Below are 18479 nucleotides of genomic sequence, written 5' to 3' on the forward strand. Positions count from 1 at the left end.
GGCATTGCCCTGGCGGCGAAACGTCAAAGAATTTATGGAAAGAATGTTCATGGCGAGAAAGGCCCATCAAACATTCATCGTATCGATATAAGTAACTGCGTTCGACCATGACCCCTACCCTGCTCGAAACCCTGATGTATGACGTCGGCCAGCTGTTCCTGTATCCGACGCTGGTGCTGATCGGCCTGCTGTTTCTTTACGCCTTCTGGGCACTTGGCGATTTTGCGATGCAGGCCTGGCTGCGCGGTCGCAACAGCATCGAATCGGGGCGCGGCTATCCGCTGGTAGCCTGGGCGCGACGCAACAAGGTCAGCCACCCCGACGCGCTCGACGTCGCGGCCCACCGGCTGCTGGAGCGTCCGCGCATCGCCACCCGCGTGGCGCCGATGCTGGGCCTGGTGGCTACGATGATCCCGATGGGACCGGCGCTCAAGGGGCTGTCCGGTGGCAATCTGGCGGATGTGGGCGAGAACCTGACCATCGCGTTTTCGGCCGTGATCCTGGCGCTGATCGCGGCCAGCATCACGTTCTGGGTGGTCAATGTGCGGCGCCGCTGGCTGGCCGAGGAACTGGTCTGGCTGGGCCAGTCGCACCCGCAATGGGAGCCCGAGGCATGAAGTTCCTGGAGGAAAGCGAGGCCGACGATCCGATCCTGTCGGTCGTCAACCTGATCGATGTGTTCCTGGTGGTGATTGCCGCGTTGCTGGTGACCATCGCGCAGAACCCGCTCAATCCGTTCACGCACCAGGATGTGACCATCATCTCGAATCCGGGCAAGCCGAACATGGAAATCGTGTCGCGCCAGGGCGAGAAGATCGTGCGTTACCAGGCCAGCGGCCAGATGGGGTCCGGCGACGGCATCAAGGCCGGCGTGGCGTATCGCATGAAGGATGGATCGATGGTCTACGTACCCGAGACGCCGGCCGCCGCAAACGGCGCCGCCCTCACCGGGGCCACCCAGGCCCAGACGCAACCGGAGCCCGCCAGGCCATGATGCGCACACCCTTTTCCTTGCTTGCTGTCATGGCGGCCGTGACGCTTGCCACCGGCTGCGCATCGACCACGCCCAACGCAACCCCGGCGGCGATCAGCCAGAAGTTCCCGGACAAGTCATACGTGCTGCTGGGCGAAGTCCATGACAGCGCGCCCGCCCAGCAGCAGCGCCTGCAGGCGCTGACGCGTGCAGTGGAAGCGGGCTGGCGTCCGGCCATTGCCATGGAACAGTTCGACCGCGAACGTCAGGCCGATATCGACCGGGCGCGGCGCGAACGGCCGCACGATGCCGACTATCTGATCGAGCAGGCGGCTGGCAGCAAGAGCGGGTGGGACTGGGCGCTGTACAAGCCCGTGGTGGCGCTGGCGCTGCAGTACAACCTGCCCTTGCGCGCCGCCAACCTGTCGCGTGCCGATGCGGCAAGGATCGTGCGCGGCGGCTATGGCGATGTGTTTGCGAAGGACCAGCAGGCCGCACTGGGGCTTGATGGCGCGTTACCGGCCGATATCGTGGCCGCGCAGACCGCCGCGCTCGACGCCGGCCACTGCGGCCATTTCCCGCAGGCCATGTTGCCGGGCATGCTGAACGCGCAGGCCGCGCGCGACGCCGTGATGGCGCAGACGCTGCAGCCGTACGCCCGCCAGGGTGCGGTGCTGATCGCGGGCAACGGTCATGTGCGGCGCGATATTGGCGTGCCGCGCTGGCTGCCCGGGCAGGGCGAGCGTGTGCTCAGCGTCGGCTACATCGAATCGGATTCGCCCGGCAAGGGCTTCGACGTCGTGGTGCGCGTACCGGCCATGGAGCGCGAGGACCCATGCAAGGGGGCGGTGATAGGCAAACCGATGAAGCAGTGAGCGCCTGGCCGCATTGTCCCCCGGTCTGAACAAATGGGCGCGGGGCAAGGCAGCGCTAGGTATCCGCCAGCGCGAAACTCAGCTCCGCGCGCAGTCCCCTGCCCTGCGTGGCATCGCGCAGCGTCACCTTGCCGCCAAACCTGGCCGCCATCTCGCGCGTGATCGCCAGTCCGAGCCCGGACCCGGGTTCGGTGTTCTCCACGCGCCGGTAGAAGCGGGCGAACACCTTTTCGCGTTCGTTCTCCGGAATGCCGGGGCCGTCGTCTTCCACCACCAGCAGTGCGCGGCCGTCGCGTTGCGCGGCGGACAGCGTGATCCGGCTGCCGCGTCCCGAATACTGGATCGCGTTGTGTACCAGGTTTGCCAGCGCCTCGCGCAGCAGCGCGGCGTCCGCGCGTACCGGCAGCGTCAGCGCGGCAGGGCGCTCCCATCCAAAATCCTGCTGCTTGCCGCGCGCCAGGGGCAGGTAGTCCAGCGCGACGTGCTCGGCCACCGTGACGGCGTCGATGACGCCGGCTTCGTCGTCCTGCGCGGCGCCATCGCGCCCCGGCTGCCGTACGCGGGCCAGCGCCAGCAACTGGTTCGTCAGGCGCGCTGCCTGTTCCAGTTGTGTGACGATGCCGCCCACGGCTTCGGCGGCGGCTTCGCGGGCCGGTTCGTCATGACGCATCTGCAGCTGGCGCTGCGCGAATTCCGCCTGCGTCTTGAGAATCGCCAGCGGTGTGCGCAGCTGGTGCGCGGCGTCGGCAATGAACTGCGCCTGCGATTGCGCCATGGCTTCCGAGCGCGATACGTGCAGGTTGACCGCGTCGACCAGCGGCCGAACCTCCACGGGCACCACGTCGAAGGCCAGCGGCGCGAGATCGTCGGGCGAGCGCGCACGGACATCGTCGCGTACCCGCTGCAGCGGCTTTAGCACGTAGGTGATGCCGCCGACCAGGATCACGGCCGACAGCACGATCAGCGCGATATCACGCAGCAGCGCGCTGCGCCAGACATTGCCGATCAGCGCGGCGCGCGGCTCGGCGGTTTCGGCCACCTGGATGATGACGCGCATGTTCGCGTCGGGGCGGTAGATGGGACGCGCCATCGTGGCGACGCGCACCGGATCGCCGTGGTAGACGGCGTCGTTGAAGCGCGGCACGTTGTTGACCAGCGCGCCCTTCGGCAGCGGCAGGTCGTCGTAGCCGGTCACGGTCTCGATGCTGCCGCCGCGCTCCATCGACACGCGATAGAACACATGGGTCTGCGCGGCTGTCTCGAACATCTCCATTGCCGCATCGGGCAGCGTGAGCTGCACGCTTTCGCCGGCCATGCCGATGGCGTTGTCGATGGTGCGGATCGAGCCATAGAGCGAGCGGTCGTACGCCGTGTTGGCGGCATCGCGCAGGGTCCCGTAGGTGAACCAGGTGTCCACGCCCATCATCAGCGCAAGTGCCGGCACCAGCAGGATCAGCAGCTGGCGGCGCAGGCTGCCGCGCAGCCACAGCCGCACCGGCAGGCGCGCGCGCTGGCGCAGGTGGCGGCGCCACATGTCAGGCTCCGGCCTTGGGCGGTTCCGTGGCTTCGGGTTCCAGCAGATAGCCGAAGCCGCGCAGCGTGACGATGGTGACGCCGTGGCCGCTCAGCTTCTTGCGCAGGCGGTAGACCAGCACCTCGATGGCATCGGGGCTTACGTCGGCATCGAGCGAGAACACCTTGTCCAGCAGCTGCGCCTTGGTCAGCGGCTGGCCGCTGCGGGCCAGCAGCGCGCCGAGCAGCGTCGATTCGCGCGGCGTCAGCGACAGCGGGGCACCGCCCAGCGTGAAGCTGCGGGTCTCGCCATCGAATACCAGCGTGCCGCATTGCAGGCGCGGATGCGCGCGGCCGCGGCTGCGGCGGATCAGGGCCAGGATGCGGGCTTCGAGTTCGGCGATGGCGAACGGCTTGGGCAGGTAGTCGTCGGCGCCCAGGTTCAGGCCGCGCACGCGTTCGTCGAGCGTGTCCTGGGCGGTCAGGATCAGCACCGGTGTGCGGTCGTCCCGGCCGCGCATGGACTTGAGCACGGCCAGGCCGTCCTTGCCGGGCAGGCGCAGGTCCAGCACCACGGCGTCGTACTCCTCGGCCATCAGGCGCGCATCGGCCTGCAGGCCATCGGCGACGTGCTCGATGACGAAGCCGCCCTGCTCCAGTGCGCGTGCCACCCAGCGGGCCAGTTCCACTTCATCTTCCACCAGCAGGATGCGCATGCCGGACCTCCTCTGCCCGCTCTTGTCGTGTGTCTCGCGGGCCGCCCGTGCGTGCCGCGGGCGCCTATAATACCCCCGCCCTGCCCGCAGGTGTCTGCTGGCTGCCGTCCCATCGTCCGCACACCATCTTCCTGTCCGCCGTGCCTTCCGCGCCTTCCGTGCCTGCCGCACCCGTGTCCCTGCCGGAACCGTCCAGCGCCATGCGCCGCCAGCTGCTGCTGGCAGGCGGGGCCATGGCCGTGGGGATGCCGGCGCTGGCGCAGCCCGCGCCGCGTGTGCCGGACGGTTATCCGGGCGATTACGCCGACGTCATTGCACGCGCGCAGCGCGAGGGCGGCGTGACGATCTATGCGTCGACCGACCTGGAAGTGGTGCAGCCGCTGATCCGGGGCTTCGAGACGCGCTATCCCGGCGTGCGCGTGCGCTACCAGGACCTCAACACGCTGGAACTGCACGACCGCTTCCTGGCCGAGACCGCGAGCCTGGGCCCGGCCCAGCCGAGCCGCGATGCCCCCTGTGCCGACGTGCTGTGGAGCACGGCCATGGATCTGCAGATCAAGCTCGTCAACGACGGGCATGCCCAGCGCTACGACTCGCCCGAACGCCCGGGCCTGCCCAGCTGGGCCGTGTGGCGCGACGAGGCCTGGGGTACCACGTTCGAGCCGGCCGTCATCGTCTATAACCGCAAGCATTTTGCGACGGCGCATGTGCCCGGCAGCCGCAGCGGGTTGGCGCGTCTGCTGCAGGAGCATGCGCCGAAGTGGCGCGGCAAGGTGGTCACATACGATGTGGAGCGCTCGGGCGTGGGATACCTGCTGGCGCAGCAGGACGCGCGCATGGGCAGCGAATTCTGGTATCTGGCGCAGGCGCTCGGGCGTGCCCAGGTGCAGCTGTCGGCATCGACGGCCGACATGATCGAGCGTATTGCCAAGGGGGAACTGGTGCTCGGCTACAACCTGCTGGGCTCGTACGCGCTGTCGCTGATGGAGCGCGGCGCCGGCATCGGTGTGATCGCGCCGCGCGACTACACGCTGGTGATGTCTCGCGTGGCGTTCATCGCGCGCCGGGCGCCTCGGCCGAATGCGGCGCGGCTGTGGCTGGATTACCTGCTGTCGCGCGAAGGCCAGGCGCTGCTGGGGCAGTCCACGTCGCAGCTCTATACCATCCGTACCGATACCGACAGCGCACACACCGCCAATGCGCTGGCTGAGCGGCTTGGCTATGCGCTCAAGCCGATCAGCGTGGGGCCGGGGCTGCTGGCCGCGCAGGACGCCCTGCGCAAGAAGGCCTTCCTCGCGCGCTGGCGCCAGGCGCTCAAGGGCTGAGTCGGGCTGAGCTGGCGGGAGACTATTCGGCGACTGCCTGCGGCTGGCGCTCGCACAGTGCCGCCATTTCCTGGTCCAGTGGCGCCATCGGGCGCGGCACATAGCCCACGCGCAATGCCGGAGACAGGCGCAGCGTGTCGATGAAGGTGTCCGCCAGGCGCTCGGCCTCGCGGCTCAGGTCGAAATCGGTCGGGGAAAACAGCCAGTGGGCCAGTACGCCGCCAATTGCGGCGTGGAATGCCATCACGGCCAGGTCGAGGTCCAGGTCCGCCGGCAACTGGCCGCGTTCCATCGCCAGGCGCAGGTGCTCGCGCATCTTGACCGTGCCGTCCTGGTGCGACGCGCGCTGGCGTTCGAAGATGGCGCCGTTGTCCTCCACCATCTCGCACTTGTGGAAGATGATCTCGAACACGCGGCGCCACTGGGGATTGGTGACGGTCTGACGGAACACGAAGGCGCAGATATCGCGGATGCCGCCGAGCGGGTCTTCCTGCAGCGCCAGCCGCTCCGGCGCGCACAGCGCTTCCACGGGCAGGTTGACGCGGTCGGCCATGGCGGCGAACACGTCGCTCTTGTTCTTGAAGTGCCAGTAGATCGCGCCGCGCGTGACACCTGCCGCCTCGGCAATATCCGCCAGCGACGGGCGTGCCACGCCTCGGGCGTGAAACACGGCTTCCGCCGCATCCAGAATCCGGTTGCGCGTCTCGAGCGCTTCTTCCTTGGTACGTCTGACCATTTCCTCTTTCCCCGGGGCCAGTGGGTGGCCGCCCGGGTCTCCTGATCCCGACGCGCAAATGCGCCGAAGGGCTTCTCTTTCAAAATTGCTCAATCGCACCGGCGGCCGCATCGTACCTTGAATGGAACAATCGTGCTCACAGGGGCGGAACATTCCAATGCACACAACAGGTGCCATGTGTTGCGAACAGCGCTAAATTCGTAACCGGGACTTACATACATGCGCGAATGTATCTATACTACTCGCCTGTCCGGACTTCGGCCAAGCCGTTTTTTGCGCGGCTGCGGTGACCCGTCACCCGCTCGCCCTGGGTCCGTCTGACTCAAGCACCACTTTTTTAGCCGCCGCGCCCCGCCCCCGGGGCGCGCCTGCTTCCAGCCCAACGTTGGGGGCGGTGCGGCAGATCTCAAATTTTCATCATGGGGTTATCGATGAGGAAGTCCCAACGTATCCGTTGCGCAGCCGTTGCCGCCGCCGTTACCGCTGCGGCGCTGGCGCTGTCCGCCTGTGGCCAGAAAGCCGCCCAGGGCGGCGCGATGCCGCCGCCGGAAGTGGGTGTGGTCACCGTCACGCCGTCCGCCGTTGCCGTTGTCAATGAACTGCCGGGCCGCCTCGAAGGCGTACGCACGGCCGAAGTGCGCGCCCGCGTCGAAGGCATCGTCCTGTCGCGCAATTACACCGAAGGCGGCGAGGTCAAGGCCGGCCAGGTGTTGTTCCGCATCGATCCGGCCCCGTACCAGGCGCAACTGGCCTCGGCCAAGGCGCAGCTGGAGCGAGCCGAAGCCAACGCGGTGTCCGCGCGCCAGAAGGCCGAGCGCTACAAGCCGCTGGTGGCCGTGAACGCGGTCAGCAAGCAGGAATATGACGAAGCCGTGGCCGCCGCCGGCCAGGCCAATGCCGACATCGCCGCCGCCAAGGCCGCCGTGACCACGGCCCAGATCAACCTGGGCTACACCACGGTGACGTCGCCGATCTCGGGCCGCGTGGGCCGGGCGCTGGTGACGGAAGGCGCGCTGGTCGGCAAGGGAGAAGCCACCAAGCTGACCACGGTCGAGCAGGTCGATCCGATCTGGGTGACGTTCACCCAGCCGGCTTCGGAAGTGGCGCGCCTGCGTGCCGCCATGGAATCGGGCAAGGTCAAGGGCGTGAACGGTGGTGCCAAGGTGCATCTGTATCCGGAAGCGGGCGACAAGGAATACGCCGCCACGGGCAAGCTGCTGTTTTCGGACATGACCGTGGACCCGACCACCGGCGCCATCACGCTGCGGGCGGAATTCCCGAACCCGAAGCGTGAACTTCTGTCGGGCACCTTCGTGCGCGTGAAGATCGAGCAGGGTATCGACGAGAACGCACTGACCGTGCCGCAACGCGCGCTGATCCGTAGCGCCCAGGGCGCCAGTGTGCTGGTGGTGGGCGCCGACGGCAACGTGGCCGCGCTGCCGGTCAAGGCGCCGCAGGCCGTTGGCGACCGCTGGGTCGTGACCGAAGGCCTGAAGGGTGGCGAAAAGGTGATCGTGGAAGGCCTGCAGAAGGTGCGCCCGGGCGCACCGGCCAAGGCCGTGCCATTCCAGGCACCGAAGACGGCCGATGCCCCGGCATCGGCGCCGGCCGCCACCGCGCAGGGCGGCAAGCCCGCCGCGGACGGCAAGGATGCCAAGGCCGACGACAAGTCGGCCGCCAAGCAGGGCTGATCGGGCCCTCGACCAAAGCCATAAAAGGGAGCCAGTTTCATGGCGAAGTTTTTTATCGACCGGCCGGTGTTCGCGTGGGTGCTCGCGCTGATCATCGCGCTGGGCGGTCTGTTGTCGATCGTGCAGCTGCCGATTGCGCAGTACCCCAATATCGCCCCGCCGATCATCACGGTGACCACCACCTACCCCGGTGCGTCGGCCAAGACGATCGAGGACTCGGTGATCACGCCGATCGAGCAGGAGCTCAACGGCGCACCCAACCTGCTCTATTACGAATCGCAAAGCGAATCGTCGGGGCTGGCCACGATCAACATCTCGTTCGCGCCGGGCTCGAACGCCGACCTGAACTCCGTGGAAGTGCAGAACCGCCTGAAGCGCGTGGAAGCGCGTCTGCCGGCGGAAGTGCGCCAACAGGGCGTGCGGGTCGACAAGGCCGGCAACAACTACATGATGTTCATCACGGTCTCGTCGAAATCGGGTAAATCCGATGCGATCGAGCTGGGCAACTTCGTGTCGGCGCAGGTGGTGGATTCGATCCGCCGCGTGCCCGGCGTGGGTGCCGCCGACCTGTTCGGCACCGAGTACGCCATGCGGATCTGGCTGGATCCGGCCAAGCTGACGGGCTACAACCTGACGCCGCTGGATGTGACCGCCGCCGTATCGGAGCAGAACATCCAGGTGGCCGTGGGCGAACTCGGCGGTACGCCGTCGCCGCGCGGCACCGAGCTGAATGCCACGGTCAACACCGAAAGCCGGCTGACCACGCCCGAACAGTTCGCCAACATCCTGCTGCGCGTGAATCCGGACGGCTCGTCGGTGCGCATCAAGGACGTGGGCCGCGTGGAGCTGGGCGGTGCCGACTATTCGACGCTGGCCCGCATCAACGGCAAGCCGGCATCGGCCATCGCCATCAAGCTGTCGCCCACGGGCAATGCACTGGCTACCGCCACCGCGGTGCGCGCCAAGATGGAAGAGTTGCAGCGCTTCTTCCCGCCCGACTACGAATTCAGCGTTCCCTACGACACGTCCGCGTTCGTGAAGATCTCGATCGAGGAAGTGGTCAAGACGCTGCTGGAAGCCGTGGTGCTGGTGTTCCTGGTGATGTACCTGTTCCTGCAGAACTTCCGGGCCACGCTGATTCCCACGCTGGTGGTGCCGGTGGCGCTGCTCGGTACGTTCGGCGCGATGCTGGCGTTCGGCTTCTCGATCAACGTGCTGACCATGTTCGGCATGGTGCTGGCCATCGGTATCCTGGTGGACGACGCGATCGTGGTGGTCGAGAACGTCGAGCGGATCATGAGCGAGGAAGGTCTCTCGCCGCGCGAAGCCACCCGCAAGGCCATGAGCCAGATCACGGGCGCCATCGTCGGCATCACGCTGGTACTGACCGCCGTGTTCATCCCGATGGCGTTCTTCTCGGGTTCGGTCGGCAACATCTACCGCCAGTTCTCGCTGTCGCTGATCTCGTCGATGGTGTTCTCGGCCATCCTGGCGCTGACGCTGACGCCGGCCCTGTGCGCGACGCTGCTCAAGCCGGTGGAAGCGGGTCATCACCACGAGCGGAAGGGCTTCTTCGGCTGGTTCAACCGGACGTTTGCCACGGCATCGACCGGCTACCAGGGCATCGTGGCGCGCATTCTCAAGCGCTCGGGCCGCTACCTGATCGTCTACGCGGTGATCATCGCCGGTGTGGTGCTGCTGTTCCAGCGCCTGCCGTCGTCGTTCCTGCCTGACGAAGACCAGGGCTACATGATCACGGTGGTGCAGCTGCCCACGGGCGCCACGCAAGAGCGCACGATCGGCGTGCTCAAGCAGATCGAGGACTACTACCTGCAGAAGGAATCGAAGGTGGTGGACCAGATGATCACGGTGGCCGGCTTCTCGTTCTTCGGCCGCGGCCAGAACGGCGGTATCGCGTTCGTGCGCCTGAAGGACTGGAAGGAGCGTCCGGGTGCGGACCAGACCGCGCAGGCGCTGGTGGGCCGTGCGTTCGGCGCGCTGTCGTTCATCAAGGACGCGATCATCTTCCCGCTGAACCCGCCGGCCATCTCCGAGCTGGGCAATTCGTCGGGCTTCGACTTCCGTCTGCAGGACCGCACAGGCCAGGGCCACGCCAAGCTGATGGAAGCGCGCAACATGATGCTCGGCATGGCCGCGAAGTCGCCGGCACTGGTGGGCGTGCGTCCGGAAGGCCAGGAAGACGCGCCGCAGCTGCGTATCGACATCGACCGCGAGAAAGCGCGCGCGCTGGGCGTGGCGGTGGCCGACATCAACCAGACGCTGTCGATCTCGTTTGGCTCGTCGTACGTGAATGACTTCATCTACGAAGGCCGCGTGCGCCGCGTGATCGTGCAGGCGCAGGGTTCGGATCGCCTGCTGCCTGACGACCTGGGCAAGCTGCGCGTGCGCAACGCGAACGGCGACATGGTGGCGTTCTCGGCGTTCTCGACGTCGCAGTGGATCATGGGCTCGCCGCGCCTGGAGCGCTACAACGGCATGCCGGCGGTGAAGCTGGCGGGCCAGGCCGCGCCGGGCAAGTCCACTGGCGAGGCGATGCGGGTGATGGAGGAGAACTTCGCCAAGCTGCCGCCGGGCTTCGGTTTCGAGTGGTCGGGCCAGTCGTATGAAGAACGCCTGGCCGGCTCGCAGGAACCGATCCTGTACACGCTGTCGCTGATCATCGTGTTCCTGTGCCTGGCCGCCCTCTACGAGAGCTGGTCGATCCCGGTCTCGGTGCTGCTGGTGGTGCCGCTGGGCGTGATCGGCGCGCTGCTGGGCGTGACGCTGCGCGGCATGCCCAACGACGTGTACTTCAAGGTGGGCCTGATCGCCACGATCGGTCTGTCGGCGAAGAACGCCATCCTGATCGTGGAATTCGCCAAGGACCTGCAGGCGCAGGGCCGCAGCCTGGTCGACGCCACGCTTGAAGCGGTGCACCTGCGGTTCCGCCCGATCCTGATGACGTCGATGGCGTTTATCCTGGGCGTGCTGCCGCTGGCCATCTCCACTGGCGCGGGCTCGGGCAGCCAGCGCGCCATCGGTACCGGCGTGATGGGCGGCATGATCACGGCAACGGTACTGGCGATTTTCCTGGTGCCGGTATTCTTCGTGGTGGTTCGCAGCCGGTTCAAGGGCAGCAAGGCCCAGCACGAACGTGAGCAGGCACGTCTGGAAAGCAGCCAGAAGGAAATCTGACAATGACCAAGACTTTGACCACATTGCTGCTGGTGGCCGGGGTGATGAGCGGCTGCACGCTGGCGCCGCACTATGACCGTCCCGCCGCCCCCGTGGCAGGCAGCTATCCGGCCGCGCCGGAAGGCTACGCCACGGCCGAGGTGAAGAGCGGTGAAACGCGCAAGGCCACCGATATCGGCTGGCGCGAGTTCTTCACCGATCCGCGCCTGCAGACGCTGATTGCCACGTCGCTGGAAAACAACCGCGACCTGCGCACGGCCGCGCTGCGTATCGAGGAAGCGCGTGCGCAGTACCAGATCCAGCGGGCCGACCTGCTGCCGACCGTGAACGGCAACGCCAGCTTCCAGCGCGGCCGCTTCTCGGGGGCCACATCGGGCGTCTCCCAGTCGTTCACCGGCAACATCTATCAGGTGGGCCTGTCGGTGACGCAGTGGGAGCTGGACTTCTTCGGCCGCGTACGCAGCCTGTCGAATGCCGCGCTGGCGCAGTACTTCTCCACCGAGGAGGCACATCGCGCCGCGTATATCTCGCTGGTCTCCGAAGTTGCCAAGGCCTACCTGGCCGAGCGCGCCGCCGCCGAGCAGTACGACCTGGCGCGCGAGACGCTGGAGGCGCGCCAAAGCACGTACGAGTTGTCGAAGAAGCGTTTCGATGCCGGCGCCACCTCGGCGCTGGACCTGCGCGACAATGAATCGCTGGTGGCGCAGGCACGCGTGTCTGCCGCGCAGCTGGCACGCCAGCGTGCCCAGGCGCAGAACGCGCTCGAAGTGCTGGTAGGCAAGCCGATCGCCGAGATCCCGAACCTGCCGGCGCCGATGCGCCTGTCGGACGAACGCATCATCAGCGACATTCCCGAGGGCCTGCCTTCGGAACTGCTGACGCAGCGTCCGGATATCCGCCAGGCCGAACAGGCGCTGCTGTCCGCCAACGCGAACATCGGGGCCGCCCGCGCGGCCTTCTTCCCGCGGATCACGATGACGGCCAACGCCGGCAACATCAGCACGTCGTTCACCAACCTGTTCGATCACGGTGCCGGGGTATGGTCGTTCTCGCCGCAACTGACACTGCCGATCTTCGACTACGGACGCAACCTGTCGAACCTGGACCTGGCCAACGTGCGCAAGAACATCCAGATCGCCAACTACGAGAAGACGATCCAGACCGCGTTTTCCGAAGTGGCCGATGCGCTGGTGGCGCGCGGCACGCTCGAAGAGCAGGTGGCGGGCCAGGAGCAGCAACGCAATGCGGAAGCCGCGCGCTACGAGCTGTCGCGCCTGCGTTTCCGCAGCGGCGTGGCGAGCTACCTCGACGAGCTTGATGCGCAGCGCCAGCTGTTCTCGGCCGAGCAGGCGCTGGTGCAGGCGCGCCAGCTGCGTCTGACCAACGCGATCGACCTGTATCGCGCGCTGGGTGGCGGGCTGAACGAAACCGGGGCGGTGGCGCAGGCGGCGCCGCAACCGGCGGCGCAGACCACGCAGTAACGCACCGCCGCAAGCGGAAGCAAAAAGGGCGAGGCCGTGATGGCCCCGCCCTTTTTTATGGTGCGCGCGATGCGGTGTTCAGAACTTGTATGTCGCCGCCAGGAAGAACACCAGCGGATTGGGCCGCAGTGTGGTCTTTGACGTCGACAGCACGGTGCCGTCCGAAGCCTTGATCGTCATCGTCGATTCCGACTTCAGCGGAATGTACGTCACGGCGCCGGTGACGCCCCAGTGCTCGTTGAAGTTGTAGGTGCCGCCGATATTGAACACCGGCGCCCACGACGACGAGGCATCGGCGCTGACCGATGTCTGCCCCGGGATACCGGCGCCCGCAGCCAGGATGGCGCCAAGGTTGTTGTTGACCGACTGGGCGAACGCCGGGTTCACCTTGATATCGGTGAAAAAGTTGTACGACACGCCGACGCCCACAAACGGCCGGAACGTCACGCCTGGCGAGCGGAAGTGATACTGCACCATGGCCGCCGGGCTCCATTGCCGTGCCTGGGTGATGATCGGATTCAGCGACGGATCGCCCAGGCTCTGGCGGCCCAGCGCACCGGCCGGCCCGGGCGGGATCAGCTCGCCGTGGCCGTAGATCTTGAACGTGGGCGGAATGCCGCCCACGGCGGTGATGGCGATGTGGTCAGTCACGAAATGGCTGAACGTCAGGCCCAGTGTGTCGGCATTCGACGACGACAGGCCGCTGCCCGGCGCCGAGAACGACGAAGGCAGGCCCAGCGGGTAGTTGATCGGCACATCCACGACATTGGTGGTCAGCGGCCCGCTGGTGCCGAACGTCTGGATGTGGAACCAGCCGGCCGACACCACGTTGTCGCCCGCCTTCTGGGCGTGCGCGGGCGCGGCAAGGCACGCGGCAACGGTGGTTGCCGCGGCCAGAAGATGTTTCAGGGCAAGTCGCTTGTTCTGCATTGTCTGTCTCCCCGTTTCTTGTTATTCGACGAACGCGCCGATCGTGAAGTACGGGCTGCCGTTGCGGTCCTCCAGGAATCCGAATACGCCGCCCGTGAACATCAGCTTGCCGGTGATGCCGGGCGTGCCTTCCTTGCGCGTGGTGGTGATCACGCCTGCCGTGGTCTGCGAGAAGTCGAGCTTCAGCGCAATGGCGCGCGTGGCGTCCGATGCATGGAACGGGTCGAGCATGGCGGCGTCTGCGCCAACCAGCGCCGTGGTCTTGTAGTCGAAGTTGCTGTCGACGCCCACGTACTCGCCGTTGATGGCGCCCTGCGTGGCGGACACGGCCGGTGCCATCATGCCGATGCCGATCTCGTCGTCGGCACCCAGCGGCAGCTTGTCGGCGCTGGCGTAGCCGACGCGGATCATCACCGGCACAAGTTGTCCGCGCAGCTTGCCGACAATCAGGTAGGCGCGCCCCATCACATTGCCCAGCGTCGGCGCCTGTTCGCCCTCATAGTTGGTCGACAGCAGCGTGCCATTCGATTGCGCCGCGAACTTGTTGCCCTTCTGCTTGCAGGTGCCCCCGGCCTTGTTGTCGCAGACCGTGTACGAGCCGTCGGCCGCCAGCGACATCCTGTAATCCTGCGCCACCTGCGCGAAGTTCTTTGACGGAATCTCGTGGAAGCCCGAGCCGTTGTAGAGGCCGGCGATCTTGCCGAGGTCGGTCTCGGTCTGTGCGAAGCCAATGAACTGGAAGTACGGGAACGTGGTGTCGGGCACCGCGCCCGCGCCCAGCAGGCCGTTGAACTGGATGCGGGCGCCGGGGATGGTGCCGCCCATCACGCCCTCGCCCAGGAACAGCTTGGCCGGCCGGGCCGGGTCCAGGCTGGCGCCCTGCAGCACGAACGCACACTGGTTCAGCTTCTGTGTCGGCAGGCCGGTTTCCTGTACCAGCGTGCCGGTCATCACGTTCTTGCCGTCGGTGGGGTCCGAGCGCGTGGGCGACACCGTGCCGGCGCTGCGCGGCACCGACGAATCGAGGAACGTCACGGCCCATGTCTTCTGAGTGGTGTCGATCTGCACCTTGACCAGTTCGCCGGAGCCCGTGCCGCCGATATATGGCGTCGAGTAGTCAACCGATGCGGGGCACAGGCGCGGGGTCACCGCGGCGGGCGTGCTGCTGCCGCCGCCGTCGCCGCCACCGCCGCCGCACGCGGCCAGCAAGGCGGTGGTGACAAGGGCCAGCGCCAGGCGCGGTACCCAGGGCCGCTGCGTGGTGGCGCCGGCGGCGTACGGACGAAGCGATTGCGGCAGCTGCATGATGAAGTCTCCTTGGTGCTTTCTTATGGTGTGAGGCAGGGATCCGGGCGCGCGTCGTCCGCTAGCGGTTTGCCACCGCGCTGACGCGGAAGGTCGGGCTGGCGGCGTTGCCGAACAGGTGGGCGTACACGGGGCCGGTGGTGATCAGCGCGCCGGTCTGGCCGCTGTTGTCGACGGTGGTCACCACGCCGGGCCGCGTGGCCTGCGTGAGATCCATCTGGAAGCCACCGATCGGCGTGAGCGACGGGTCTTGTGGATCGAGCCAGGCCCCGACGTTGTCATGCAGCGACGACGCGACGTACCTGAAGTCGCTGCCCGAGCCGACGTAGCCGCCCTTGAGTGCGGTGGCGGTAGTGGCGGTGGTTGGCGACAGCAGCGCGATGCCGGATTCGTCGTCGACGCTGAGGATGATGTTGGTAAGGTCCGAGAAGTCGACGCGCGCGTAGCCCACGCGCACCAGCAACGGCACCAGCTTGCCTTCGAGCTTGCCCACGATCAGCACACCCTTGGCCAGCGTCTGGTTGCCGGCCGCGAACGTCTGGGTGAAGAAGAACGGATACGGTTTCAGGCCGCTGGAGTCGAAGCTCTCGAAAGCGCCGTCGGTGCCTGCGCGCAGCTTCCAGGCCTTGCCGGTGGTCACGCAGTTGCCCGAAGCCACCGTGCAGGTGCCGTCGGCGTTGATGGTTTCCACCTTGTTGGCGACCGTGGGCACGAAATGGTCCGTCGAGACCGGATCTCCACCCGACGGAATCAGGTGGTAGCCCAGCACGTTGTAGCTGCCGGCCACCTTGCTGAAGTCGGTCTCGGTTTCGGCGAAGGCCAGCACCGGATACATCGCGAAGGTCGTGGCCGGAATGGCGCCAAAGCCGGGGACGGCGTCGGTGCCGCCGAGGCCGTTGTACTTGATCGTGGCACCCGGGATGCCGCCGCCGGCAACGCCATTGCCGACAAACAGGATCGGGGGATTGGCCGGATCGATGAGCGCTTGCGACTTGCCGTCGGATGCCGTCGCGGTCTTCAGTTCGTATGCGCAGTTGTTCTGGGCTTCGGTGGGCAACGGCCGGGTGGGATGCGACATCGTGCCGGTGACGGTGACGCCGGCGCGCGTGGGGTAGATATCGGCAGTGGTCTGCGGGACCGGCGATTCCAGGAACTGGATGCGATACGTGCCCTTCGTGCTGTCGAGCTGGATCTTTACGAACTCGCCCGCGCCCGACCCGCCGGTGTACGTGGTGTTGAAGTCCAGCACGCTGGGGCAGATCGCGGCCACCGGCTGGTTGACCGTGGGGCCCGACGGCGTGCACGTTCCATTGGTGGCGCATTGCTGCGCGGCGGCTTGCGGCGTGGTACCGCCAGGGTCGCCGTCGCCACCGCCGCAGGCGGAGAGCGCGATCGTCAGGCTTACCCCAGCCAAGGCAAAAGCGGTGCGTCGAAAGTTCGACTGTTTCATGGTGGTCTCCTCGTTCTTATGACGGGCGCACCGGCACTGGCCGAGGTGTCGCACGGTGGTCGGAATCTCGCGTTTCAAGCGCCTTGGCGCAATAGAGCGCTCGTTCCAAACATTGCCGCTGTGCCGTCTGCCGTTGTCCGCCAAGCGCCTCGCGCTGCTGTTCAAACCGCGTGCGCGGCCCGTTGTGCGCACATTCAAACGGGGGTGGCGCCTGGCGCCGGCTGCATCAGAACTTGTATTCGCTGTTGGCGGGGTCGAATGCCGACGCATCGAACGTCTTCTTCACGGCCTTCTCGAAGACGATCTTCTCGGTCATGTTGCCGTCGGTATCCCATGCCGTTTCGGTGCGCGGCCATGGATGCCTGAGGTCGAATGTCAGTTGCACCTTTTTGGCGTAGTACTTCGGCGCGCCTTCCGGCAGATCCCAGGTCAGCGCCACCATGCGTGTGCCCTGTTCCTGCACGATCTCTGCGCGCGTGTATTTCTCTGACAGGCCCGCGGCGCGCAGCGTCCTGGCGTCGCGCTCCAGCATCGACAGCACGAACTGGAAGCCGAGATCGCGCACGGTATGGTTCGATTGCGATTTCGCCAGCGTGCCGTCGATGGCGGTCCAGATCGACGTGAAGCCCATGATGCCGCCCAGATGGCCGTACATCTCTTCCTTGCGGCGGGTCTCGTCGTAGATGATTTCCTGGCCGGCCTGCACGCCGTTGGGCAGCCACTTCGCGTAGAGCTGGCGCGGCAGATGGCGGTAGCGGATCATCATGCGTGCGGGCTTGTCCTGCCACTGGCCATTAAGGCGCTCCTGGCGTGTCATCCAGTATTCGTATTCGGGATAGCGGTTGATTTCCTGCCGCGCCCACGTCAGCAACGCCTCGGGCTGCAGGGCGTCGAACACGGCCAGCACCTGCGTGTCGGACATCGACGCCAGTTCGCCGCTGGCAATCTGCCTGGCGAACAGTGCGGTCTGTTGCGAAGTCGGCAGGCCGTCGTAAGGCGTGGGCGCGCGCGCGGGCTGTGCGGCCGGTGCGCCCTGGGCGTGAGCTTCGAACAGGCTGCCGGGCGGCGTGGCGAGGAATCCGAGGATGCCGCCAAACGCGGCGATCACGAACATCTGCTTCATTGCGAGTCTCCAGTGTGTTTTGCATTTCTTCGGGCAAGACGGGGCCCTTCCGGCCGTGTGGGACACGGCAGGCTGGATGCGCACCGGAACCGCGGCGCGCAGCGGGTCACACCTCGCGGTTGGCGTGGTGGATCGACAGGGTGGGGATGAAGGCGACGGTTACCGTCGCGGCTCGCCGCAGCGCGCGTCGCGGTCCCGGTGGAGACCGCGACGGCGTGCCGCTATGTCCTGGGGCGGGTACGCATCCAGTCGTCGAGCGGATTGCTGGGGAAGGTGGCGCAGTGCTCGCGGCGCACCGCCATGCTGGCGGTTGGCGGACGCGTCGTGGTTTCGTTGCGTGCGGCACGCGCGCTGCGCCGCGCACGGCCCATTGCCGCGGCCGTGGCGGCGGCAAGCTCCTGGGCTTCGCTTTCGGCCGTGGCGGCCATCGCCGCGATGCTGGCCTGTTCGTCGGCGTGCTGGGCCTCGCCGATTTCGAAAACCTCCTGCAGGGCGCCCAGCTCCTGCACCGCTGGCGACGGTGCCTTGAGGGCAGCCACCACCATCGACGTCAGTTGCGCCAGTACCTGCGCGTCGCTCATTCGCTTGCCCTGCGTGAACGCCGGCATCAGGTTGCCGAGTTCGTCGCCGGCCAGCACGCCCGCCAGCGCCTTGAGGGCGAAGTGCAGGCGCCAGCCCAGTTCCTGCCGTGGCACGTCGGGCAGCGCCCGTGCAAATGCCTCGAAGAAGCGTCCGAACACCGGTGCGTAATGCCCCATCAGCCAGGACTGAATGAACGGTGAGGTATCGGAATACACGCGCCCAAGCAGGCGCAGGAACGACGGGCCGCCAATATCGGGCTCGCGCGCCATCTGCAGCGCGGGCACGAACAAGGCCCCCATCACGTGTTCGCAACGGATGGCGTTGCCGGGCCAGCGTGCCTCGCAGGCATCCAGCAACGCAAGCCGCCGCGTGTTGAGCGGATCCAGCCGGCGGCTCAGCACCGACTGCATCATGATTTCCTTGCTGCGGAAGTGATAGTTGACGGCGGCCAGATTGACGATCGCTCGGGACGTTACCTGCCTGAGCGAAGTCGCTTCATAGCCAACCTCAATGAACAACTTCTCGGTCGCATCGAGGATGCGAGCCTTGGTATCTCCTGCCGTGGTTTTCCCGGTCTTCATGGGG

The 18479-nt window shown here is 66.7% G+C and carries 15 protein-coding genes; 7 read left to right on the top strand and 8 right to left on the bottom strand.

Going from position 1 to position 18479, the window contains the following annotated elements:
- Positions 1 to 107 precede the first annotated feature (107 nt).
- From A9J21_RS09500 to A9J21_RS09510, 3 genes are read left to right on the top strand one after another with little or no spacing between them, the layout of a single operon-like run.
- Positions 108 to 617 carry a MotA/TolQ/ExbB proton channel family protein gene (locus A9J21_RS09500; protein WP_066734518.1) on the top strand — a complete coding sequence of 170 codons (510 nt, stop codon included), beginning with the start codon at positions 108 to 110 and terminating at the stop codon, positions 615 to 617.
- Positions 614 to 994: a DUF2149 domain-containing protein gene (locus A9J21_RS09505; RefSeq protein WP_082926321.1), complete on the top strand. Its 381-nt coding sequence runs from the start codon at positions 614 to 616 to the stop codon at positions 992 to 994. Before A9J21_RS09500 ends, A9J21_RS09505 begins: the two co-directional genes overlap by 4 nt.
- Positions 991 to 1848, top strand: coding sequence for a ChaN family lipoprotein (locus A9J21_RS09510; protein WP_197497479.1), 858 nt, complete (start codon positions 991 to 993; stop codon positions 1846 to 1848). The genes A9J21_RS09505 and A9J21_RS09510 overlap by 4 nt, the downstream gene beginning before the upstream one ends.
- Positions 1849 to 1903: 55 nt before the next feature.
- On the opposite strand, the gene A9J21_RS09515 is transcribed toward A9J21_RS09510, so the two are convergent.
- Both A9J21_RS09515 and A9J21_RS09520 read right to left on the bottom strand, forming a co-directional pair.
- Positions 1904 to 3382, bottom strand: coding sequence for a sensor histidine kinase (locus A9J21_RS09515; protein ID WP_066734521.1), 1479 nt, complete (start codon positions 3380 to 3382; stop codon positions 1904 to 1906).
- Between the two features lies 1 nt (position 3383).
- Entirely contained in the window at positions 3384 to 4076 is a 693-nt protein-coding gene (locus A9J21_RS09520) for a response regulator (protein WP_066734524.1), read from the bottom strand.
- 233 nt (positions 4077 to 4309) lie between these two features.
- Here A9J21_RS09520 and A9J21_RS09525 point away from each other — a divergent pair, with 233 nt between their 5' ends.
- Positions 4310 to 5401, top strand: a complete 1092-nt coding sequence (locus A9J21_RS09525) for an ABC transporter substrate-binding protein (protein WP_231906871.1) — start codon at positions 4310 to 4312, stop codon at positions 5399 to 5401.
- A gap of 22 nt (positions 5402 to 5423) precedes the next feature.
- On the opposite strand, the gene A9J21_RS09530 is transcribed toward A9J21_RS09525, so the two are convergent.
- Positions 5424 to 6137, bottom strand: coding sequence for a TetR family transcriptional regulator (locus A9J21_RS09530; RefSeq protein WP_066734526.1), 714 nt, complete (start codon positions 6135 to 6137; stop codon positions 5424 to 5426).
- A 431-nt stretch (positions 6138 to 6568) separates the two neighbouring features.
- On the opposite strand from A9J21_RS09530, the gene A9J21_RS09535 reads away from it, so the two are divergent.
- Genes A9J21_RS09535 through A9J21_RS09545 form a run of 3 tightly spaced genes read left to right on the top strand, consistent with a single transcriptional unit; the run spans position 6569 to position 12504 of the window.
- Positions 6569 to 7828: an efflux RND transporter periplasmic adaptor subunit gene (locus A9J21_RS09535; protein ID WP_066734528.1), complete on the top strand. Its 1260-nt coding sequence runs from the start codon at positions 6569 to 6571 to the stop codon at positions 7826 to 7828.
- 39 nt (positions 7829 to 7867) lie between these two features.
- Complete coding sequence (locus A9J21_RS09540; RefSeq protein WP_066734530.1) at positions 7868 to 11023, top strand: efflux RND transporter permease subunit; 3156 nt, start codon at positions 7868 to 7870, stop codon at positions 11021 to 11023.
- A 2-nt stretch (positions 11024 to 11025) separates the two neighbouring features.
- Positions 11026 to 12504 carry an efflux transporter outer membrane subunit gene (locus A9J21_RS09545; RefSeq protein ID WP_066734532.1) on the top strand — a complete coding sequence of 493 codons (1479 nt, stop codon included), beginning with the start codon at positions 11026 to 11028 and terminating at the stop codon, positions 12502 to 12504.
- Positions 12505 to 12582: 78 nt separating this feature from the next.
- Here A9J21_RS09545 and A9J21_RS09550 read toward each other — a convergent pair whose 3' ends face one another.
- From A9J21_RS09550 to A9J21_RS09570, 5 genes are all read right to left on the bottom strand, one after another.
- Complete coding sequence (locus A9J21_RS09550) at positions 12583 to 13434, bottom strand: OmpW family protein (RefSeq protein WP_066734539.1); 852 nt, start codon at positions 13432 to 13434, stop codon at positions 12583 to 12585.
- A 21-nt stretch (positions 13435 to 13455) separates the two neighbouring features.
- Positions 13456 to 14739, bottom strand: coding sequence for a DUF2957 domain-containing protein (locus tag A9J21_RS09555; RefSeq protein ID WP_066734540.1), 1284 nt, complete (start codon positions 14737 to 14739; stop codon positions 13456 to 13458).
- A 61-nt stretch (positions 14740 to 14800) separates the two neighbouring features.
- Positions 14801 to 16189, bottom strand: coding sequence for a DUF2957 domain-containing protein (locus A9J21_RS09560; protein WP_066734541.1), 1389 nt, complete (start codon positions 16187 to 16189; stop codon positions 14801 to 14803).
- Positions 16190 to 16415: 226 nt separating this feature from the next.
- The gene (locus A9J21_RS09565; protein WP_066734542.1) at positions 16416 to 17312 is read right to left on the bottom strand and encodes a DUF1571 domain-containing protein; all 897 of its coding nucleotides are present in this window, start codon (positions 17310 to 17312) and stop codon (positions 16416 to 16418) included.
- Positions 17313 to 17533: 221 nt separating this feature from the next.
- The gene (locus tag A9J21_RS09570) at positions 17534 to 18475 is read right to left on the bottom strand and encodes a TetR/AcrR family transcriptional regulator (RefSeq protein ID WP_066734549.1); all 942 of its coding nucleotides are present in this window, start codon (positions 18473 to 18475) and stop codon (positions 17534 to 17536) included.
- Between the last annotated feature and the right edge of the window lie 4 nt (positions 18476 to 18479).

The organism is Cupriavidus sp. D384 (assembly GCF_001652915.1).
Lineage (GTDB): Bacteria > Pseudomonadota > Gammaproteobacteria > Burkholderiales > Burkholderiaceae > Cupriavidus.

Bases quoted from the DNA above. Each gene is read 5' to 3' on its own strand.
- A9J21_RS09555 (WP_066734540.1), bottom strand. From the start codon at position 14,739: ATGCAGCTGCCGCAATCGCTTCGTCCGTACGCCGCCGGCGCCACCACG.
- A9J21_RS09565 (WP_066734542.1), bottom strand. From the start codon at position 17,312: ATGAAGCAGATGTTCGTGATCGCCGCGTTTGGCGGCATCCTCGGATTC.
- A9J21_RS09560 (WP_066734541.1), bottom strand. From the start codon at position 16,189: ATGAAACAGTCGAACTTTCGACGCACCGCTTTTGCCTTGGCTGGGGTA.
- A9J21_RS09570 (WP_066734549.1), bottom strand. From the start codon at position 18,475: ATGAAGACCGGGAAAACCACGGCAGGAGATACCAAGGCTCGCATCCTC.
- A9J21_RS09505 (WP_082926321.1), top strand. From the start codon at position 614: ATGAAGTTCCTGGAGGAAAGCGAGGCCGACGATCCGATCCTGTCGGTC.
- A9J21_RS09530 (WP_066734526.1), bottom strand. From the start codon at position 6,137: ATGGTCAGACGTACCAAGGAAGAAGCGCTCGAGACGCGCAACCGGATT.
- A9J21_RS09525 (WP_231906871.1), top strand. From the start codon at position 4,310: ATGGCCGTGGGGATGCCGGCGCTGGCGCAGCCCGCGCCGCGTGTGCCG.
- A9J21_RS09510 (WP_197497479.1), top strand. From the start codon at position 991: ATGATGCGCACACCCTTTTCCTTGCTTGCTGTCATGGCGGCCGTGACG.
- A9J21_RS09500 (WP_066734518.1), top strand. From the start codon at position 108: ATGACCCCTACCCTGCTCGAAACCCTGATGTATGACGTCGGCCAGCTG.
- A9J21_RS09520 (WP_066734524.1), bottom strand. From the start codon at position 4,076: ATGCGCATCCTGCTGGTGGAAGATGAAGTGGAACTGGCCCGCTGGGTG.
- A9J21_RS09535 (WP_066734528.1), top strand. From the start codon at position 6,569: ATGAGGAAGTCCCAACGTATCCGTTGCGCAGCCGTTGCCGCCGCCGTT.
- A9J21_RS09550 (WP_066734539.1), bottom strand. From the start codon at position 13,434: ATGCAGAACAAGCGACTTGCCCTGAAACATCTTCTGGCCGCGGCAACC.
- A9J21_RS09515 (WP_066734521.1), bottom strand. From the start codon at position 3,382: ATGTGGCGCCGCCACCTGCGCCAGCGCGCGCGCCTGCCGGTGCGGCTG.
- A9J21_RS09540 (WP_066734530.1), top strand. From the start codon at position 7,868: ATGGCGAAGTTTTTTATCGACCGGCCGGTGTTCGCGTGGGTGCTCGCG.
- A9J21_RS09545 (WP_066734532.1), top strand. From the start codon at position 11,026: ATGACCAAGACTTTGACCACATTGCTGCTGGTGGCCGGGGTGATGAGC.